Here is a 19,188-nt window from a genome sequence, read left to right as displayed (position 1 = left end):
TCGAACAAGGTCCTAACGGCCCGCTGGTACCAGAGCTCAAAGAGATGTTCCCGGATGCTCCTTACATCGCTCGCCCTGGTCAGATCAACGCTTGGGACAACGAAGATTTCGTCAAAGCGATCAAGGCCACTGGCCGCAAGCAACTGATCATTGCCGGTGTGGTGACGGATGTGTGCGTAGCCTTCCCGACGTTGTCGGCACTGGCTGAAGGTTTTGATGTGTTCGTGGTGACTGACTCGTCCGGCACCTTCAACACTGCGGTGCAGCAAGCTGCCTGGAACCGTATGACTCAAGCGGGCGCGCAGATGATGAACTGGTTCTCGGTGGCCTGTGAGCTGCAACGCGACTGGCGCAACGATATCGAAGGCTTGGGCAACCTGTTGTCCCAGCGTATCCCGAACTACCGCAACCTGATGAACAGCTACTCGGCGCTGACCGCTCGTTGATTGATTTGTAGTCAGTAAAAAACAAAGCCCGCTTTTAGAGCGGGCTTTTTTGTGGCTGTTTTTCCGAATCGCAACGCTGATTGTCTGTAGGCGCTAACGTGTGGGGTGAGACGCAGGCCTGGTTTATTCACGGCTATCGCTTAGCCAACACGTTGGCTCCTACAGGAGGTGCACCCTGCTTGCTCACCTCAAGTATTAGTTTGAGCGGCCGATTGCGTATGCATTGATACATTCCGGAAGATACCGGCACAGGCTGTAAACCTGTGCATTTCAAGAGGCGAGTATGATGAACATCTCTGCGCAGATCTCCAATTTTAGCGCTTCACCTACTGCCGTCGCTAGTCCGACTAAACTCGCTGATGAATCACCCGAGTCAGCGGCTACCCTGCCTGTTGCGGCGCCGGTTGAAGGCGTGAAGGTTTCACTGTCGGGTGCTAGCATTCAGAAAGCTGCCGATGACAAGAAGTCGAATTCAAATGCCGATATCGAATCAAGCGGCTTGCCGGACCAGACGCAGAAAACCCTCAAAATGATCCGCGAACTGAAGCAGCAGATTGAAGAAAAACAACAGGAAATGCAGTCGCTTATGGCCGACCAGAGTATGGACCCTGAAACCAGGCAAGCCAGGGTCGGCGCGCTGCAAACAGCTATTTCTACCCTTACTGCTAGCTTGGCGACGGCCAACAATGCCTTGGTAAAACAAGGTCAAAGCGGCAAGCTGTCAGACACTCAGATGCAGCAAGCCAGCGCGCTTGCCATGAAGTGATATTGGCCAGTCCAGTAACGCGACACTGAGCTAAGCACGCACCGCCGCATACAGCGCCTTGATCAAATCCGACTGGGTGATGATACCGACGAGATGCCGGTCAGCGTCGATGATCGGAATGTGCCGATGGCCGTTTTCCGAGAACACCGGCACCAGATCGATCAGCAGTCGATCGCTGCTGGCGACGCGCACGGTGCGGGTCATGATCTGTCCGACGATATTGGCGGGCTGATCTTTACGGGCGTGACGCAGCAATGCGCGCAAGTGCCAGCCGACGCCTTCGTGGGCGTCGAGGTCGATCTGCTGCATGAAGTCCGCGACGGTCACAATACCCATCAGGTGCCGCTGTCGGTCGATTACCGGCAGCGCCTTGATCTTGTGTTTGCGCATCAACGCCCAGGCTTCGCGCAGGGGCATCTCCTGGCGGGCGGCGATGGGCTGTGTACTCATCACGTCGGCGCAGCGCAGTTCGCCCATCTTGCGTTGGTAGGCTGCGGCTTCGGCCTGTTCGAGCAAGGCTTGCAGGTCGTCACGACTGACATCCAGCACTTGGTTGTAGTGGGCGAGGGCAGCATCAAGGTCTGCGTTACTGAACCGGCTCGCAGTGTTTGTGGCGGCGGGTTTTTGCACGTGCGGCCACGGTCGTCTGGTCAGATTGTTGTAGAGCAGACCTGCGACCACCAGCATGGCGGAGTCAATCAGCACCGGGCTTAGCGCGAACTCGAATCGATCACAGCCAGTCAGCACCATCAACAGGGCCGCCGCCCCGCCGGGTGGGTGAAGGCAGCGCAGCGCAAACATGACGGCGATGGCCAGGCTGACCGCAAGTGCGGCCGCGAGCGTCGCATCGGGTACCCACTTCACGCAGGCGATGCCTACAAGAGCCGAAAGCGTATTGCCGCCTAACACTGACCAGGGTTGGGCCAGCGGGCTGGATGGCAGCGCAAAGACCAACACCGCGCTGGCACCCAGCGGAGCAACCAATGCCAGGGCAAGCATGTTGTATTGGCTCGCCGGTGCACCCTCCAGCCAGAACGCCGCCGCCACGGCGACCAGCAGAATGCCGAGCGCCGCGCCGCAGCAGGCGCGCCATTTTTCCCTGGCGTCGATGGCGTGGGGCGCAGGCCAGAGCGCACGAAGGTGCGATGTGAATGTTGAGCGTGGCGGTGGAGAGGGCAGTTGCGCGGTCATGATCGAATTGATGCCGGGTTGAATAACAATGCACTGCGACTGTGTCGTCGCTTGGGCGTGGTGGGGAACGTTAAACCCTATGGCGCACTCATTCAATTCGTCTGAAGTAACTGATGCCGCCCAAAAGCCAGACGCCTGCGGCTGAATAGGCTCAGGCGGTTACCAGTTCACTGTCCTTGATGTTCGCAATCGGGCCAAGGATCGATGGCTCGAAATCTGCCAGAGGCTGACCATCTGCCAGGCGTATAGGCAGGTCGGGATTAGCCAGCGCGGCTTTGCCGATGGCGAGGATATCGGCACCGTCTTCAAGCGCGATGTTTGCGTGTGCAATGTTGTGCAGGCCGCCGTTGGCGATGATGGGCACAGCCGCTGCGAAGCGGCGCGCCAGTTTCACCAGGCTCGCCTCATTGTTGGCAAATGCGGGCTGCGCTGCGTCGAATTCAGTCACATGAATGAAGTCCACGTTAGCGTCGGCCAACGTGCCGAAGATGACCTCCGCGTCCGCTTCACCCTCGCTCCATTTGTGACCGAAATCGTTCACCTTGCCCTGCGAGATCCGCACACCTACAGGATGCGCACCGGCAACCTGCCTGACCGCCTTAATGACTTCCAGCGTCAATTCCAGGCGGGTACGCACATTTGCGCCCCAGCGATCGGTGCGCGCGTTGGTGTAGTCGGTTAAAAACTGATCAAGCAGGTAGCCGTTCGCGCCATGGATTTCGATACCGTCAAAGCCCGCGGTACCGACGGTTCGCGCGGCTGCCTGTGCAAACCCTTCAACGGCGTCGGCGATGTCTTCATCAGTCATCGCATTGGGCACCGGGTATTGGCCCTCGCCGTAGTAAAAGGCCATCTGCGTGCCCTTGGGCCTGATGGCTGAAGGGGCGACGGAGCGACCGGTAAAACGATTCCCCTGACTCAAGGCACCTGCGTGCATCAACTGGGCGAACACCGTTGCGCCGTGCTCGTGTATCGGGCGAGTCACTGCCCGCCAGGCCTGCGCTTGTTCTTCATCGCTGATGCCGGGCTGGCAAGGGTAGCCTTGCGAGAATATCTGGTCGGTGTAGATCCCTTCGGTAATAACCAGACCGAAGCCGCCTTTGGCGAAGCGTTCGTAGTAACGCGCCATAGTGGCTGTCGCATTACCGTTCTCGGTAGCGCTGACCCGGGTCATGGGAGCTACCGCGAACCTGTTCTTCAATTTGATTTGCTTAATATCGGTTGGCGATAGAATCCGGCTGTCATGTATCGTCATGTTCAGGTCCTGGTTTCAGGTGAATTTGGCTAGATGCCTTGCTTGAATACAGGATAGGTGGGATGCCGACAGTTCAGTAGTGCTCTCGATCGATAAGCCGGTTTAACGTAATGAGATATAAAACATGCAGCTCCCAGAGATCGAAGTGTTTTCTGCCATCGCGGCCAGCGGCAGTCTTTCGGGTGCCGCCCGGCGTTTGGGTGTGTCGCCGATGACCGTTTCCAGAAGACTGGCGTCTCTGGAGCGCGAGCTTGATGCCCGGCTGGTTCAGCGCACCACCCGCTCTACTTCTCTCACTCCTGAAGGCGAAGCATTCCTGCCCTTTGCTAACAGGATGCTTGAGGCGCAGGAGGGTGCTCGGGCGGCTTTACTCAGCCAGTGCACGACAGCCAGTGGCCTGCTGAAAATCACTGCGCCTACGGTTTTTGGCCAGACGGTAATCATGCCGCTGTTGCCGGAGTTACTGGCGGAAAATCCCGCTCTTCAGGTTGACCTCACCCTCTCGGACAGCATCGTGGACATCGTCGGCTTGGGTATTGATGTTGCCATTCGCATTGCGACGTTGCGTGACTCAACGCTTGTAGCCCGGACCTTGGCAAGCAATCCACGGGTGGTTTGCGCCAGCCCGGGTTATCTGGCAATTCGTGGTAGCCCCCGGACGCTGGATGAGTTGAAAGTTCACTCATGCATCGCTCTGCACAGCATGCCTTACTGGCCGTTCACGAAGGCGGGTTCAAGTGTTTCGATTCGAGCGGAGGGGCCGTTCTCGGCGAACAGCGTTGAAGCCGTTCGGACCGCGAGCAAGAGTGGTTTGGGATTGGCAATGTTGACCTATTGGGACGTCAGAACTGAGCTTGAAGACGGTAGCCTTGTTCTGGTCGAACTGTCGGATGTCTTGCCCGAACAGTTGTCTGTTACAGCAGTACTGCCGACCCGTCACCACGTGCCACACCGGGTCGAAGCCTTCCTGAAAAAGCTTGAGCATTACCTGATACAAGGCGCTGAGTAAGGTCTGTGTCGGCCATCTGGGCCAATCCCTGGAGCACTTGCTGACGACGTTGGCTTCGATCCGTGGGCGTGTCGATTTGAACGTCCAGAAACAGGAATCACAGCGAAACCTTACCGTGCGAGCCGAACCCGGACATCAACGCCATCGCGCAGCGGTTGGCGGGTGTTCTGCGGATTAACAGGGTAGGGCGCATGGCGGTTATTTAATCAGGGCACTGAGCTCTGTTTCGCTGCCTCGCCAGAGGCGCTTTTCAATCACACGGCTCACATCACAGGCCTCCAGCATCAGCAAATGCGCGGTGCTGGCCAGGGTGGTGATGTCGGATTCGTCGGTGTTGGTCGGGTTCATGTTGGCGAGGGTGTCGAGGAAGCGGGTGGCGAGGCTGATACGGGTTTCGGCGAAGGCGTGCAGGTCTTTGAGCGAAGCGTGGCTGTCGAGTAACAGCACGGCGTTTTCCAGCCCGGGGTGGGTGAGGGGGATGTAACGGGCGTGTTCGGTATCGTGGTTCATGTGCTGAAAACTCCTGACCGATGTGATGTCGCCACGGCTGATGAAAGGGTGGCGGCTGTGCGCGGGTTGACGAACCGGTGACCTGATACCCCATACGCCCGGCAGACCCGAGGGTCTCCCACGCACAGCTGCCATAGCGTGGCCTCTGCTGGGGTACAAGTCTTGCGGATCGTCAAATCCGGTCGTTGATTTGGCAACGACGAGGCTCAGGTTAGACGTTCAGCAGGTGGCCATGGCGGTATATATAGCTATTGGCTGGAGCACGTGAAGCGGGAATGTATTGCCGGGCGTGAGCTCAATTCTTGAGGTTGTAGCAGGACTTATCGATCCTGGCCGGTGGGAGCCGAGCTTGCTCGCGATAGGACTAACTCGACCTTAGACCGCGTCATCGTTTATCGCGGGCAAGCCCAGCTCCCACAAAATCTACGCAAATTTCGTAGGAACGCCGCCCGGCCAGTCCTGCGAGTCGGATCAAACTTGCGGGCAAACATAAAATCTCTCTAGTTATAACGCGACTTCAATATGACCAATCAGTCACGAAAAGTTACCCATCTTCTTCGAATTGGCTGCTGAACAGACTACAACAAGCAGCTACACTCGCGGCCCGATCCTCCTTAGGGCACGCCCATGAAATTTCGTTTTCTTCTCTGGATGCTGGGCCTGTTGATGGCGCGGGCCAGCCGCAATAATCCGGCGTTTAAACAGCAGTTGGCGGGCAAGGAGCTGACCTTTGTGTTGCAGACCGCTGACGGCAAGGTGGCTCGGCATTTCGTGATCAGCGGGCAGCGAGTCAGCAGTGCGTCAGGTGTCATTGCCGAGCCCGGTTTTGCGATCATCTTCAAGGATGCCGCCTACGGCTTCGCCACCCTGCAAGCCAAAAACAAACAGCTGGCGTTCATGCAGGGCATTCAGGACAAGGACATCCAGATCAAGGGCAATGCCGGCTTGGTGATGTGGTTTCAGGGCTTGATGAAGTACCTGAAACCACGCAAGAAACAGCCCGTTAAAGCCTAAGGCAGCTCCAGGCCGCCCCCCGCTTTGTGCAGTGCCCGCAGGTGTTCACTGAGCTGTTTGAGGTTGGCCTCGTTAGCTGCAATTTCCTTGGCGCGCTCGGGTTCGAGCAGGGCGCGTACCTCTTTGTCCAAGTCGCCGGTCAAGCGCTGCAGTTGCTTCTGGCGCTGACTGCTCTCGTCTTCCAGGCGCTTCCATTCAGCAGTCTGCGGCAAGCCGTAGCCGCCGCTGTCGAGCAGTTCGGCTGGGCGACTGAGGAAGCCGCTGCTGGCGAGGATTTCCTGCAACGTCCCCGTTGCCTTGGAGACGCTGCCGTCTTTCTGCTCTCGGGCGCTGAGGTAGCGCTGTTTGACCTCATCCTGTGCCAGCAGCAGTTGCCGACGCAGGCTGGCCTGTTCGAGCAGCAACATGGCAGCACTGGTGCGCAGATCCGCTTGCGGTAACCACGGCTTACGCTCTTCGGCAGACAGCGACATCCATTCTTCGACAGTGGTCTGCTTGATCGGCAAGTGCTTCCTCAGCACGTCAAACATCGCCTGATAACGGTCGCGGTAGGAGTCGAAACGGTAGCCTTTACGCAGCGCTTCCTTCGGATCATCCAGCACACTGGTATCAGCCAGGCCACGCCCCTTCAGCACCTCAAGCAAGCCATTGGGCAGGATGCTGTCCAGGTCGACCAGCTTGGGGTTGTTGGTACCGCTGCGTAACAGTTTCAGGTTTTCGACCGCGCAGTTGTTGGACAGGAAGAAGTAATTGCCGTCGTAACTCCAGTGCATTTCAGCCGCGTGCTGCACCAACCCTTCGATTTCCGGGCGGGACAGTTTCAATGGCACCGAGGCCAGGCTGCGCAGCTCCGTCTTGGTGTATTCATCAATGACCTGGGCCAGTGGCAGCACGAACAGCCTCGACGGGTAGGCACCCATCAAACCATCCCAACTGGACAACTGAACGTCGCCGACAAAGGCGCGATAAGACAGCACCAGGTGTTGGTCCAGATCGAGTCGGCAGTCCGGGCCACGAGGGCGACCGGGTTTGCAGATCACCAGCCGCAACATGCTGTGGCCCCAGCGGCTCATCATGTTCTGGTTGGCTTCGGCCAGCAGGTAATCCACCTCGTACACGCGCTCGGGATCAAGCTTGCCCAGCGGCTCGCGGCCGAAGTCGTTGCCGGCGTTCAGGTACGGGTAGAACGTTGGGCATTGATCTTTTGCGGCGGGCGCCCAGCCAAACTGCTCTTTGTAATACGCATAGAGCGCAGGGCGACGGCAGGCGTAGGCCGGATCGAGCAGGAAGTACTCCATGTTGACCGCGACGAATTCCAGCGGGCTGGTGGTTTCGTAAATGTCGGGGCTGCGGGCAACCTGGCCGTTGTGTTCTTCACGATCACCGCGGCGGCCCACATATTGTGGCCAACCTGCCAGGTCCAGCAGGCGCGGGTCGTCACTCAAGGTGAAACGCCGTTCGGTCTGGCCGCGGCAGTAATCAGGCAAGCCAACCTTGCCCAGCGAGCTGCTGCGCCGTCCACACTGGAAGATCACCGAGCGTTGAGCGGGTGACCACAGGCGGGCGCGGTCATAAATATGAGTCAGCTCGTGCAGTACCGTGGCGAGCATTTCTCTGCGCACGGTGCCATGGGGGCGATTGGTGTTTTTAGTCGCGGCGCTGCCGTCGGTCAGTCCCGCCAACAGGTTGGTATTGAGATCGAGGCGGTATGGGCCGGACGCCTGGCCATAAGCATTGGCAGGCATGTCGGCGGACCAGCGCACGTCAACGCGTCGGTCCAGATCTTTGACGAAGCTCGGCGGCAGGGCGCTGAGCGCTTCGTCCAGTAGCGTCTGTGTGGCTTTTTGCTGTGCAGGGCTGAGGCCGCTGGTATCCAGCGACAGGCTCAGATCAGCGAAGGCAGGCGTGCCAAGCAGAGACAATGCGCCTGCCAGCAGCCAGACGCAAAGGCGCCTCACAGAGCGAGAATGGCTTCGGCGAGAACCTGGTCGCTGGCACCGCGAGCTTCCGGCAGGCGGGTGCGGAGCATGTCGAATGCGGCGTCGAGTTGCGCGCCGTGGATATCGCCACCGCTGGCCACGTAGCTGGCCGCGTCGTCTTTGGCCTGAACCACGATTTTGGAATCGCGGATCGAGGTGGTGGTATCGGAGGTGAAGTCGATGGTGCGACCGAAAGCACGGACGATGATGTTACTGGTCTGCACGACGGTTTGCGCCTGAGCAACGTCAGCCAGCAAGAACAGACCAAGGGTGGCGGCAATCAGGGGGGTACGCATGGAACGTCTCCAGGTAATACAGAAGAGGTGAAGTGGCTATTGGACGAGGATTGCTTGCGCGAGTTCGAGGTCGCTGGCATTAAGTTTTGGCTCTGCCTGGTGCAGGGCCATTAGCGCCGACTCCAGTCGTGCGCCTCGCAGCTGGCCGTCACTGGCGACAAATGCCGCAGCGTCATCCTGTGCTGCAACGATCAACTTTCTATCGAAAGGTGCCGTAGTCACTTTGCTGGTGACATAGCCCGTAATGACCAGGGTTTGCGTGGTGGTATCCAGCGCCTGGGCGTGTGCGGTCCAGAGCAGGCACGTTATCGGGGTGATGAATAGCAGCGGCAGTAAACGCATGGCTCTCTAACACTTGCAAAAACGAGCCGCAAGGCTAGCGCAATGGCCGGGCTAGAGCTAGCCCGGGAACCTGGCAAGGCCGCCCGGGCTGGTATGTCGCTGTGATCAGATGGCCAGAATTGCCTGGGCCAGTTGAGCGTCGGAGGCTTGCAGTTGTGGCGCCAACTGACGAATGTGCTGGAAGGCGTTTTCCAGTCGAGCGCCACGAATCTCGCCTGCGCTGCCGACGAAAGTGGCGGCGTCATCACGCGCTTCACGAACGATTTTGTCGTCCCTGAACGAGGAGCTGACATCAGAAGTAGCATTGGTTGTTGAATCAACGGTGCGCACCATGGCATCTGTTGTTACAACAAAGCTGGTGGCATGAGCGCCGGTGGCAGCTGTCAGCAGGACGGCGGCACCTAGCAGGCGAAGACGGGACATGGTCGGACTCCAGTGGAACGCAAAGCAATAGAAAGAAACGCGGGTTGCCCCGACTGTTTCGTGAAGGCCGTGACAGAACTGATAGTACGGAACTGTCACAAGCCTAGCATGGCGTGGCTGTAGACGGCGCTTCCTAAGCTCTGCGGGCATTCGCCAGCAACGCGTCGTTTAGCCATCTGCCCAGGCTGATCACCCAGACCAGCAGGGCAATCAATCCCGTGCTGAACAGCATCCCATTGACCCCGCCGTGGACAATGAGTTTGCCTGCAATGAAAGGAAAGCCGAACACGCCCGGAAAGTACGCAAGGCTTAAGAGCGGTAATGACCGCGCGGTAAGCCCGGAAGAGCTCAATTGGTAGCAAGGCGGGGGGAGGAGTGATGCGCGTATCCATGTGTGGTGGTTCTGGTTTTTAGCGTTGATGCGTTTGGAGATAGTTAGCGAAGCGGTTGAGTAAAAGAAAGGGGCTTATAACCAACTGTACCTGTTGTTTTTCAATTAATCATAATTGTACTTGTTGCTTTGGGCGCTGATGCGAGGTTCTGGTACCCATGGCGCTGCACGGTCACTTGGCACCCGAGGACCAGTGGTGCCGGATCCGTACATTCAGATAGTCACGCGTTGTGGTTAAGCAACTACAGGGTTTCTGTATCCCGGAAATGACAAGACCCGTCGCAGTTACCCGCGACGGGTCTTGTATGAAGCAATTCGGGTTGCTGGTGAGTGACCTTGGAAGGTCAGGACCAGCGTGCGCCAGTTAGCGCCAGAACGGCTTGCTCAGCTCTTCGTAACGTTGCGATTCGCTGATACCTGCGTCAGCCAGCAAACGTGCATCCAGGCGGGCCAATTGGTGGCGGCTGGACAGGCGACGTTGCCAAAGCATCAGGTTAGCGAAAGCGCGAAGAGGCCATGCAGCTTTTGCGGTTGTAGCGGTGTTTTCGTTGAAAAGGTCGGAACTGAGTGTACGTTCCATGGTGTGCGTCCTTCCGCTTGTGGCGGGCTAGAGAGTGATTTAACTGGTGCCCATCTTCCTCCGAGTTGGCCAGTCTCTCTAGACACAGTTCAACTGTATTGTGCGAGTTCAGTTAACTGTTTAAAGGCACTGTTTTGTTCCTATTTGGGGCAACTGTACCGGTCTGCACCATTGCGATGCATTTTGTGCGCTGAATTGGTGAAAACCATGTTTTCCCCCCTCAAAATGACCAGTACAGCAGTACAGTTTTTTCAATATTGGCTTTTTAGCTGGGATTGCGAGGTAGAAAACTGTATTGCTACCTCGCAACTGTTCGCGTCAGACGGGCAGCATGCTGCCTGTTTCATCCAGGCGAGAGTGCCAACTTAGTGCTTCGCGCAGTACATGCGGGGTGTGTCCTCCTTTGAGGCAGGCTGCGGCGAAGTAAGCATTGAGGGCATCCCGGTAAGCCGGATGCACACAGTTGTCGATAATGACCCGGGCACGTTCACGTGGCGCCAGACCCCGCAGATCCGCCAAGCCTTGCTCGGTCACCAGAATGTCCACGTCATGCTCGGTATGGTCTACATGGCTCACCATCGGCACGACACTGGAAATCGCGCCGCCCTTGGCGATGGATTTGGTCACAAAGATGGCCAAGTGGGCATTTCGGGAGAAATCTCCCGACCCGCCAATACCATTCATCATGCGTGTACCGCAGACGTGGGTGGAGTTGACGTTGCCGTACAGGTCAAACTCCAGCGCGGTATTGATGCCGATGATGCCCAGGCGACGGATGATTTCCGGGTGATTGGAGATCTCTTGCGGGCGCAGCACCAAGCGCGACTTGTAGCGTCCGAAGTCGGCGAACACTTCAGCGTGCTTGCTGGCCGACAGCGTCATCGAGCTGCCTGACGCGAAACTCAGTTTGCCGGCGTCGAACAGTTCGAATGTTGAATCCTGCAGCACCTCGGAATACATGGTCATGTCGTGGAAAGGCGAATCCACCAGGCCATGCATGACAGCGTTGGCGATGGTGCCGATCCCGGCTTGTAGCGGCATCAGCTTGTTGGTCAGCCGATCCTCGCGCACTTCGTTTTTGAAGAACTCCACCAGATGGCTGGCGATGGCTTGAGTGTCTACATCTGGCGGCAGAACAGTTGAAGGCGAGTCAGGCTGATTGCTGATAACGATGCCAACGATTTTTGCCGGGTCTATCTGTACTGCCGGGTTGCCGATGCGCGTGTCAGCTTGCAGCACTGGGATTGGCAGTCGGGTAGGGCGATAACTGGGGATATAGATGTCGTGCAGACCCTCCAGCTCCAGCGGCTGGGCCAGGTTGATCTCGACGATAACTTCCTTGGCCAGTATCGCAAAGCTGGCAGAGTTGCCCACCGACGTGCTCAGTACCAGATGGCCGTCTTCGGTAATCGCCACGCACTCAATCACCGCTAGATCCACGGCCTTGATCTGCCGGTTACGCAGTTGCTCGACGGTGTCGGAAAGGTGGCTGTCGATGAACATCACTGAGCCGTCGTTGATAGCCTTGCGCAGGGTGCTGTCGACCTGGAACGGCGAGCGGCGTGACAGCACGCCAGCTTCGGTCAGTTGTTTATCCAGGTCATTGCCCAGGCTTGCGCCGGTCATCAGACTGATCTTGAGTGGCGACAGTTTTGCGCGTTCGGCCAGTGCATGGGGCACGGCCTTGGCTTCACCGGCGCGGGTGAAGCCGCTCATGCCGATGGTCATGCCGTCCTGAATCAAGGCGGCAGCATCAGCCGCGCTCATTACCTTGTTCATCAGCGAAGGCAAGCGGATACGATCACGGTACATGGGATTCTTATCTCGGGGGTGGAAGCGAAGTCCAAGTCTAGAGAGTTGGGCGGTATTCGTCCCGCTACCAAGGTCGCATTTGGAGGCTCTAATTAGCGGGTTTCAAGGCAAAACACTGTTACGCAGAATGTAAAAAGCCCCGGCGTTTTCCACGCCGGGGCCCGGTTTGAACGCGCCTGGAGCCTACGCGTTGTCGACCGCCTTCACCATGTCCTCGATCACCTTTTTGGCGTCGCCGAAGACCATCATGGTTTTATCCAGATAGAACAGTTCATTGTCCAGACCGGCATAACCGCTGGCCATTGAGCGCTTGTTGACGATGATGGTCTTGGCTTTGAAGGCCTCCAGAATCGGCATGCCTGCAATCGGCGATTTAGGATCGTTCTTGGCTGCCGGGTTGACCACGTCGTTGGCGCCCAACACCAACACCACGTCGGCCTGGCCGAACTCGGAGTTGATGTCTTCCATTTCGAACACCTGGTCGTAAGGCACTTCTGCCTCGGCGAGCAATACGTTCATGTGGCCCGGCATCCGCCCGGCTACCGGGTGGATCGCATACTTTACGGTCACGCCGTGGTGAGTCAGCTTCTCAGTCAGCTCTTTAAGCGCGTGCTGCGCCCGGGCAACCGCCAGACCGTAGCCTGGAACGATGATCACGGTGTCGGCGTTGGTCAGCAGGAAGGTTGCGTCGTCGGCCGAGCCGGACTTCACCGGGCGGGCCTCTTTGGCGCCTGCCGGGCCTGCATCGTCGGTTACGCCGCCGAAGCCGCCGCCAATCACGTTGAAGAACGAGCGGTTCATTGCCTTACACATGATGTAAGACAGAATCGCGCCGGAAGAACCCACCAGCGAACCGGCGATGATCAACATCGAGTTGTTCAGCGAGAAACCGATACCAGCCGCTGCCCAGCCCGAATAGCTGTTGAGCATCGACACGACGACAGGCATGTCTGCGCCGCCAATCGGGATGATCAGCAGTACACCGATCACGAAGGCCAGAGCCAGCATGATCGCGAAAGCAGTGAGGTTGCCGGTGAACATGAAGAACAGGCCGAAAGCCAGTGTGGCCAGACCCAGTACCAGGTTCAGCTTGTGCTGACCGGCGAACTGTACCGGTGCGCCCTGGAACAGGCGGAACTTGTACTTGCCGGAGAGCTTGCCGAACGCAATGACCGAGCCGGAGAAGGTGATAGCGCCAATGGCCGCACCCAGGAACAGCTCCAGACGGTTGCCTGCCGGGATTGCGTCGCCGAGGTTCTTTACGATGTTCAGCGACTGCGGCTCAACGACGGCTGCGATGGCAATGAACACGGCGGCCAGGCCAATCATGCTGTGCATGAAGGCGACCAGTTCCGGCATTTTGGTCATCTCAACGCGCTTGGCCATGATCGAGCCAGCAGTACCGCCAACCAGCAGGCCGATCACAATGTAACCAATACCTGCTGTGGTGTCGGACAGCGCTGCCAGCTTGTAAACCAGCCCAACAGTGGTAACCACCGCCAACGCCATGCCGAGCATGCCGAACAGGTTGCCACGTCGCGAGGTCGTTGGGTGCGAAAGACCTTTAAGGGCCTGAATGAAACAGACCGCTGAAACGAGGTACAGCAAAGTAACCAGATTCATGCTCATTACTTGCGCACCTCTTCTTTCACTTTAGGTGCCTTTTTCTTGAACATTTCCAGCATGCGCCGTGTGACAAGGAAACCACCGAACACGTTGACGGCTGCCAGAGCGACCGCAAGGGTGCCCATGGTTTTGCCCAGTGGTGTCACGGTCAGCGCGGCAGCAAGCATGGCGCCGACGATGACGATCGCCGAAATGGCATTGGTCACGGCCATCAACGGCGTGTGCAATGCTGGCGTGACGTTCCAGACCACGTGATAACCGACGTAGATCGCCAGTACGAAAATGATCAGGTTGTAGATACCTGGGGAGATCAGCTCTTCCATTGTTTTATCCTCAGCCGTTCTTGCGGATGACTTGGCCGTCGCGGCACATCAGGCACGCGGCAACAATGTCGTCTTCCAGGTTGATGTGCAGCTGACCGTCCTTGTCGAACAGCAGCTTCATGAAGTCCAGCAGGTTGCGGGCGTACAGCGCCGAGGCGTCAGCAGCGACCAGCGCGGGCAGGTTGGTGTAGCCCACCAGCGTGACGCCGTGCTCGACGACGACCTGATCGGCGACTGTCAGCGGGCAGTTGCCGCCTTGGGCTGCGGCCAGGTCAATGACCACTGAACCGGGCTTCATCTCAGCCACAGTTTCTGCGCTGAGCAATACCGGCGCTTTGCGGCCTGGAATCAGCGCTGTAGTGATGACGATGTCCGACTGTTTGGCGCGCTCGTGCACGGCAACCGCCTGACGCTGCATCCAGCTGGCGGGCATCGGGCGGGCGTAACCACCTACACCGACGGCGCATTCGCGCTCTTCATCGGTCTCGTAAGGCACGTCAATGAACTTCGCACCCAGGGATTCGATTTGCTCCTTCACGGCAGGACGCACATCGGAGGCTTCAACCACCGCACCGAGGCGCTTGGCGGTAGCAATCGCCTGCAAGCCAGCCACGCCAGCGCCGAGTACCAGTACCCGGGCGGCTTTGACCGTACCGGCCGCGGTCATCAGCATCGGCATGAAGCGCGGATAGTGATGAGCGCCCAGCAGCACAGCTTTGTAGCCGGCGATGTTGGCTTGGGAGGACAGCACGTCGAGGCTCTGAGCGCGTGAGGTGCGCGGTGCAGCTTCCAGAGCAAATGCTGTAATGCCTTGCTCGGCCATCTTGATGATGGTTTCGTTGTTAAAGGGATTGAGCATCCCGACAACGATCGTGCCGCTCTTGATTTGCGTCAGTTCGCTGTCGTTCGGTGCGCAGACCTTGAGCACTAGCTCGGCAGCCAGCGCTTCAGCTGCGGCACCAATCGTGGCGCCTGCTGCTTCATAAGCACTGTCCGTGACGCTGGCAGTAATGCCTGCTCCACTTTGCACCGTAACCCGATGGCCTTGGGCGATCAGCTTCTTGATGGTTTCGGGGGTTGCAGCAACCCGCTTTTCACCCGACTGGGTCTCGAGAGGAACGCCAATGTGCACGTGTAATCTCCTGCGTGATCTTCTTGTTTTCTTCAATTAGGCCAGCGCACTTCAGCGAGTACGACTGGGGCTGCCGATCAGCATGATCCCGCCATTTTCCGGGCGGGGCGCGGCATTTTGCAGGCGAAGTTTGGTGCCTTCAATTGATTTTGTAACGAGACGATAAATTAACTACAAGTCATCCCGTGACCAAATGTCGCAGCGGTCAGCCTCAAGCCCTTGTTTGCTGGGCCTTACAGGGAAAATAGTCGAAATATCAAAAAACCATGAATTCAATTCCTGAATCATGGATATAACGAAGGAACAGGGCTGAGACTCAGGCATTCAGGGGCTTAGAGGCCTTGTTTTTAGTGCGGGGATAGAGCTGGCGAGATGCGACAAAAACGTATATCTGTAGGTTTGTGCTTAGTGTCACTACAGAATCACTAAGGGTGCTCGGTCGCGTCACGAGCTTGTTCGTAGCACTTGGCTTGCTCGACAAGCCAGTCTCGGAACGCCCGCAGGGACGCTGACTCCACCTTGCGCACGGGAATCATCAGGTAATAAGCCTTTGGGCTCGCAAGCGCACGCGGGTTGGCGATCACTAGCCGCTGTTCTTTCAACTCACGCTGTATAAGAAAGGGCGGGATCAAAGCGATGCCCATCTCGTGGCTGGCCGCTTGGGCGAGCATCGAAAACAGTTCGTAACGTGGGCCGGTCATATCCCGTGCGACGTTCATTTCCTGCCCGCTGAACCATTGCCGCCAGGCGTAGGGGCGGGTGGTTTGTTGCAGCAACGGTAGAGTCGCGATTTCTCTCGGGGCAAGCTGGTTCCGCCCACCTAGCAGTGCGGGGCTGCAGACCGGGACGGGGTTCTCACCCATCAGTCGATAGGACTCAGTACCTGGCCATTCGGCATCGCCAAAGTAGATAGCGGCATCAAAGTCAGTATCGGCAAACAGGAACGGCCGGGTGCGGTTAGTGAGGTTCACCGTGACGTCGGGCTGGCTCTGCTGGAAATCCTTCAGGCGGGGCAATAGCCATTGCGTGCCAAATGTCGGCACAACCGCCAGTTCAATCGAGCTGGCGCCCTGATTCCCCATCACTGACAAGGTATCGCGCTCTACCGCGTCTAGCTGTGTAGCGATGCGCCTGCTGTAGGACAAGCCCGCTTCGGTTAGCTTCACTCCCCGGCGAGAGCGTCGGAACAGCTCGGTGCCAAGAAACGATTCAAGGCTACCGATCTGTCGGCAGATGGCGCTTTGAGTCAGTGAAAGTTCTTCGGCAGCTTTGGTAAAGCTTTCATGGCGAGCGGCGGCCTCGAAGCTTACAAGTGCTGCGGTGCTGGGGATTTTGCGACGCATGTACGCAGACCTCACTCGTGACAGCCAATATCGTTAGTGTCGTGAATCTCGGAGTGAGAAATTAGCACAATAGGGTGCGTATTCATCGTTTGTGAGGTTGCCGCGCCGGGTCTAGGATCAGTGCATAACTATTTCAATGATTGAGGATGGCTCATGGCTGGCAAGGCAAGCTTCAACTGGATCGATCCGCTACTGCTGGACCAACAGCTCACGGAAGAAGAGCGCATGGTGCGCGATAGCGCGGCGCAGTTCGCCCAGGACAAGCTGGCGCCAAGAGTGCTCGAAGCCTTTCGTCATGAGCGAACCGACCCTGCGATCTTTCGTGAAATGGGTGACATTGGTCTGCTCGGCGCAACGATTCCGGAAGAGTACGGCGGCAGCGGCCTTAATTACGTCTGTTATGGGTTGATTGCGCGGGAAGTGGAGCGCATCGACTCTGGCTACCGTTCGATGATGAGCGTGCAATCTTCTCTGGTGATGGTGCCGATCAACGAGTTTGGTACTCAAGCGCAAAAGCAGAAGTACCTGCCTAAACTGGCTTCCGGCGAATGGATTGGCTGTTTTGGTCTGACAGAGCCTGATCACGGCTCCGATCCCGGCGCGATGATTACTCGGGCAAAGAAAGTCGAAGGCGGCTACAGGATTTCCGGTAGCAAGATGTGGATCACTAACAGCCCTATAGCTGATGTGTTCGTTGTCTGGGGCAAGGATGACGAAGGCGACATTCGTGGCTTTGTACTTGAGAAGGGCTGGGCTGGCCTGAGTGCTCCGGCAATCCATGGCAAGGTGGGTTTGCGCGCGTCCATCACAGGCGAAATCGTCATGGATAACGTGTTTGTGCCTGAAGAAAATATCTTCCCGGATGTGCGAGGACTCAAAGGTCCATTTACCTGCTTGAACTCGGCTCGGTATGGCATCTCGTGGGGCGCTTTAGGGGCGGCTGAGTTCTGCTGGCATACAGCGCGGCAGTACACGCTGGATCGCCAGCAATTCGGGCGCCCATTGGCGGCCAATCAACTGATCCAGAAAAAACTGGCTGACATGCAGACCGAGATCACTCTGGCGCTGCAAGGTTGTCTGCGTCTGGGGCGGATGAAGGATGAAGGTACGGCCGCTGTTGAAATCACTTCAATCATGAAGCGCAACTCCTGCGGCAAGTCTCTGGATATCGCTCGCATGGCTCGTGACATGCTTGGGGGTAATGGTATTTCCGATGAGTTCGGCATTGCCCGGCACTTGGTCAACCTCGAGGTAGTGAATACCTATGAGGGGACTCATGATGTGCACGCGCTGATTCTCGGGCGGGCGCAGACCGGCATTCAGGCCTTCTATTAAGGAGGCGTGTCATGGGTGCGCTTTCGCATATCCGCGTATTGGATTTATCCCGGGTGCTGGCTGGGCCGTGGGCAGGGCAGATCCTTGCTGATCTTGGGGCTGAAGTTATCAAGGTTGAACGGCCGGGTAATGGCGATGACACCCGGGCATGGGGGCCTCCATTTCTGAAGGATGCTCAAGGCGAGAACACCAGTGAGGCTGCTTATTATCTGTCGGCAAATCGGAATAAGCAGTCGGTGACTATCGACTTCACCTTGCCTGACGGGCAGGCCCTGGTCAGGGAGCTTGCTGCCAGGTCTGACATCCTGATTGAGAACTTCAAGGTCGGTGGTCTTGCTGCTTATGGTCTGGATTACGCGTCGCTTAAAGCGATCAATCCTAAGTTGATCTACTGCTCGATTACCGGGTTTGGGCAAACTGGCCCCTATGCAAGGCGCGCCGGGTACGACTTCATGATTCAGGGGTTGGGCGGGTTGATGAGCCTGACCGGGCGTGCGGATGATCAGGAGGGGGCTGGGCCGGTGAAGGTTGGGGTGGCGCTGACTGACGTCATGACGGGCGTCTATTCGAGTACCGCAATACTGGCGGCCTTGGCGCACCGGGATCAGAGCGGGCTTGGGCAGTACATTGATATGGCGTTGCTGGATGTGCAGGTGGCATGTCTGGCGAATCAGGCGCTGAATTACCTGACTACCGGCGTGGCTCCGACGCGCTTGGGGAATGCGCATCCGAATATCGTCCCTTATCAGGACTTCCCTACCGCTGACGGCGATTTTATTCTGACGGTGGGTAATGATGGCCAGTTCAGGAAGTTTGCTGAAGTTGCCGGGCAGGCTCAGTGGGCGGATGACCCGAGGTTTCTGACTAATAAGCTGCGTGTTGCTCATCGAGCAGAGCTGATTCCGCTTATTCGCCAGGCGACTGTGTTCAAGACGACTGCGCAATGGGTGAGTGAGCTGGAGTCGGCAGGTGTGCCTTGCGGGCCTATCAACGACTTGGCGCAGGTGTTCAACGATCCGCAGGTGAAGGCGCGAGGGCTTGCGATGACGTTGCCCCATACGCTGAGCGGGAGTGTGCCGCAGGTGGCCAGCCCTATTCGTCTGTCTGATACTCCGGTTGAGTATCGGCATGCCCCTCCTTTATTGGGGGAGCACACCGATGAAGTGCTTGAGCGCGTATTGGGCTTGCAGGCTATTGAGGTCGATACGTTGCGTCGGGCTGGCGTGGTCTAAGCCTTTCTATATATAGAAGAAAGCGTGTTTTTCAGGTTTTTCATGAAAAGCACAAATTAGGGGTTGACGGCCTCTCTAATCTCTCTATAATTCGCACCTCTTCTGGCGCAGACAGAACGAAAAACTCCTTGATAATCAACGAGTTGGACGATTTGACTAGCGAGGAAGAGGCTTCGATGAAGT

At 57.5% G+C, this 19,188-nt stretch carries 19 protein-coding genes; 6 read left to right on the top strand and 13 right to left on the bottom strand.

Going from position 1 to position 19,188, the window contains the following annotated elements; genetic code table 11:
* Nucleotides 1–446 (top strand): isochorismatase family protein (locus EE949_RS12885; protein ID WP_122663289.1); only part of this gene is annotated, 446 nt, incomplete at its 5' end.
* 283 nt (nucleotides 447–729) lie between these two features.
* Nucleotides 730–1,212 (top strand): hypothetical protein, encoded by a 483-nt coding sequence (locus tag EE949_RS12880; RefSeq protein WP_240350632.1) that lies wholly within the window; start codon nucleotides 730–732, stop codon nucleotides 1,210–1,212.
* A gap of 30 nt (nucleotides 1,213–1,242) precedes the next feature.
* Here the strand turns inward: EE949_RS12880 and EE949_RS12875 are convergent, their stop codons facing one another.
* Both EE949_RS12875 and EE949_RS12870 read right to left on the bottom strand, forming a co-directional pair.
* A complete protein-coding gene (locus EE949_RS12875; protein WP_122664651.1) occupies nucleotides 1,243–2,403 on the bottom strand; it encodes an HPP family protein in 1,161 nt (386 codons plus the stop codon).
* 151 nt (nucleotides 2,404–2,554) lie between these two features.
* On the bottom strand, nucleotides 2,555–3,658 hold the full coding sequence (locus EE949_RS12870; protein ID WP_122664650.1) for an NADH:flavin oxidoreductase: 1,104 nt from the start codon (nucleotides 3,656–3,658) through the stop codon (nucleotides 2,555–2,557).
* Between the two features lie 124 nt (nucleotides 3,659–3,782).
* Here EE949_RS12870 and EE949_RS12865 point away from each other — a divergent pair, with 124 nt between their 5' ends.
* Nucleotides 3,783–4,667, top strand: a complete 885-nt coding sequence (locus tag EE949_RS12865) for a LysR family transcriptional regulator (RefSeq protein WP_122664649.1) — start codon at nucleotides 3,783–3,785, stop codon at nucleotides 4,665–4,667.
* Between the two features lie 198 nt (nucleotides 4,668–4,865).
* Here the strand turns inward: EE949_RS12865 and EE949_RS12860 are convergent, their stop codons facing one another.
* Nucleotides 4,866–5,177: a hypothetical protein gene (locus EE949_RS12860; protein WP_122664652.1), complete on the bottom strand. Its 312-nt coding sequence runs from the start codon at nucleotides 5,175–5,177 to the stop codon at nucleotides 4,866–4,868.
* Between the two features lie 627 nt (nucleotides 5,178–5,804).
* Between EE949_RS12860 and EE949_RS12855 the strand changes: the two genes are divergently transcribed.
* Nucleotides 5,805–6,191, top strand: a complete 387-nt coding sequence (locus EE949_RS12855; protein ID WP_122664648.1) for an SCP2 sterol-binding domain-containing protein — start codon at nucleotides 5,805–5,807, stop codon at nucleotides 6,189–6,191.
* On the opposite strand, the gene EE949_RS12850 is transcribed toward EE949_RS12855, so the two are convergent.
* The 10 genes from EE949_RS12850 to EE949_RS12800 form a co-directional block, all read right to left on the bottom strand.
* Nucleotides 6,188–8,149 carry a DUF4105 domain-containing protein gene (locus EE949_RS12850; RefSeq protein ID WP_122664647.1) on the bottom strand — a complete coding sequence of 654 codons (1,962 nt, stop codon included), beginning with the start codon at nucleotides 8,147–8,149 and terminating at the stop codon, nucleotides 6,188–6,190. The genes EE949_RS12855 and EE949_RS12850 overlap by 4 nt on opposite strands.
* A complete protein-coding gene (locus EE949_RS12845; RefSeq protein WP_095093259.1) occupies nucleotides 8,146–8,466 on the bottom strand; it encodes a DUF2388 domain-containing protein in 321 nt (106 codons plus the stop codon). Before EE949_RS12845 ends, EE949_RS12850 begins: the two co-directional genes overlap by 4 nt.
* 36 nt (nucleotides 8,467–8,502) lie before the next feature.
* Nucleotides 8,503–8,808: a DUF2388 domain-containing protein gene (locus EE949_RS12840; protein WP_122664646.1), complete on the bottom strand. Its 306-nt coding sequence runs from the start codon at nucleotides 8,806–8,808 to the stop codon at nucleotides 8,503–8,505.
* A 105-nt stretch (nucleotides 8,809–8,913) separates the two neighbouring features.
* Nucleotides 8,914–9,231 carry a DUF2388 domain-containing protein gene (locus EE949_RS12835; protein WP_122664645.1) on the bottom strand — a complete coding sequence of 106 codons (318 nt, stop codon included), beginning with the start codon at nucleotides 9,229–9,231 and terminating at the stop codon, nucleotides 8,914–8,916.
* A gap of 755 nt (nucleotides 9,232–9,986) precedes the next feature.
* Nucleotides 9,987–10,202 (bottom strand): DUF1127 domain-containing protein, encoded by a 216-nt coding sequence (locus EE949_RS12825; protein WP_122664644.1) that lies wholly within the window; start codon nucleotides 10,200–10,202, stop codon nucleotides 9,987–9,989.
* 318 nt (nucleotides 10,203–10,520) lie between these two features.
* A complete protein-coding gene (locus tag EE949_RS12820) occupies nucleotides 10,521–12,014 on the bottom strand; it encodes an acetyl-CoA hydrolase/transferase family protein (protein WP_122664643.1) in 1,494 nt (497 codons plus the stop codon).
* A gap of 183 nt (nucleotides 12,015–12,197) precedes the next feature.
* On the bottom strand, nucleotides 12,198–13,643 hold the full coding sequence (locus EE949_RS12815; RefSeq protein ID WP_122664642.1) for an NAD(P)(+) transhydrogenase (Re/Si-specific) subunit beta: 1,446 nt from the start codon (nucleotides 13,641–13,643) through the stop codon (nucleotides 12,198–12,200).
* Complete coding sequence (locus tag EE949_RS12810) at nucleotides 13,643–13,963, bottom strand: NAD(P) transhydrogenase subunit alpha (RefSeq protein ID WP_122664641.1); 321 nt, start codon at nucleotides 13,961–13,963, stop codon at nucleotides 13,643–13,645. The genes EE949_RS12815 and EE949_RS12810 overlap by 1 nt, the downstream gene beginning before the upstream one ends.
* Before the next feature lie 10 nt (nucleotides 13,964–13,973).
* Nucleotides 13,974–15,095: a Re/Si-specific NAD(P)(+) transhydrogenase subunit alpha gene (locus tag EE949_RS12805; protein WP_122664640.1), complete on the bottom strand. Its 1,122-nt coding sequence runs from the start codon at nucleotides 15,093–15,095 to the stop codon at nucleotides 13,974–13,976.
* A 425-nt stretch (nucleotides 15,096–15,520) separates the two neighbouring features.
* Nucleotides 15,521–16,438, bottom strand: coding sequence for a LysR family transcriptional regulator (locus tag EE949_RS12800; RefSeq protein WP_122664639.1), 918 nt, complete (start codon nucleotides 16,436–16,438; stop codon nucleotides 15,521–15,523).
* A gap of 153 nt (nucleotides 16,439–16,591) precedes the next feature.
* Between EE949_RS12800 and EE949_RS12795 the strand changes: the two genes are divergently transcribed.
* Complete coding sequence (locus EE949_RS12795) at nucleotides 16,592–17,773, top strand: acyl-CoA dehydrogenase (protein WP_122664638.1); 1,182 nt, start codon at nucleotides 16,592–16,594, stop codon at nucleotides 17,771–17,773.
* Between the two features lie 11 nt (nucleotides 17,774–17,784).
* Entirely contained in the window at nucleotides 17,785–19,005 is a 1,221-nt protein-coding gene (locus tag EE949_RS12790; RefSeq protein WP_122664637.1) for a CaiB/BaiF CoA transferase family protein, read from the top strand.
* Nucleotides 19,006–19,188 lie beyond the last annotated feature (183 nt).

This window comes from Pseudomonas viridiflava (assembly GCF_900602065.1).
Classification (GTDB): Bacteria; Pseudomonadota; Gammaproteobacteria; order Pseudomonadales; family Pseudomonadaceae; genus Aquipseudomonas.
This window is presented reverse-complemented; position numbering and strand designations above follow the sequence as displayed.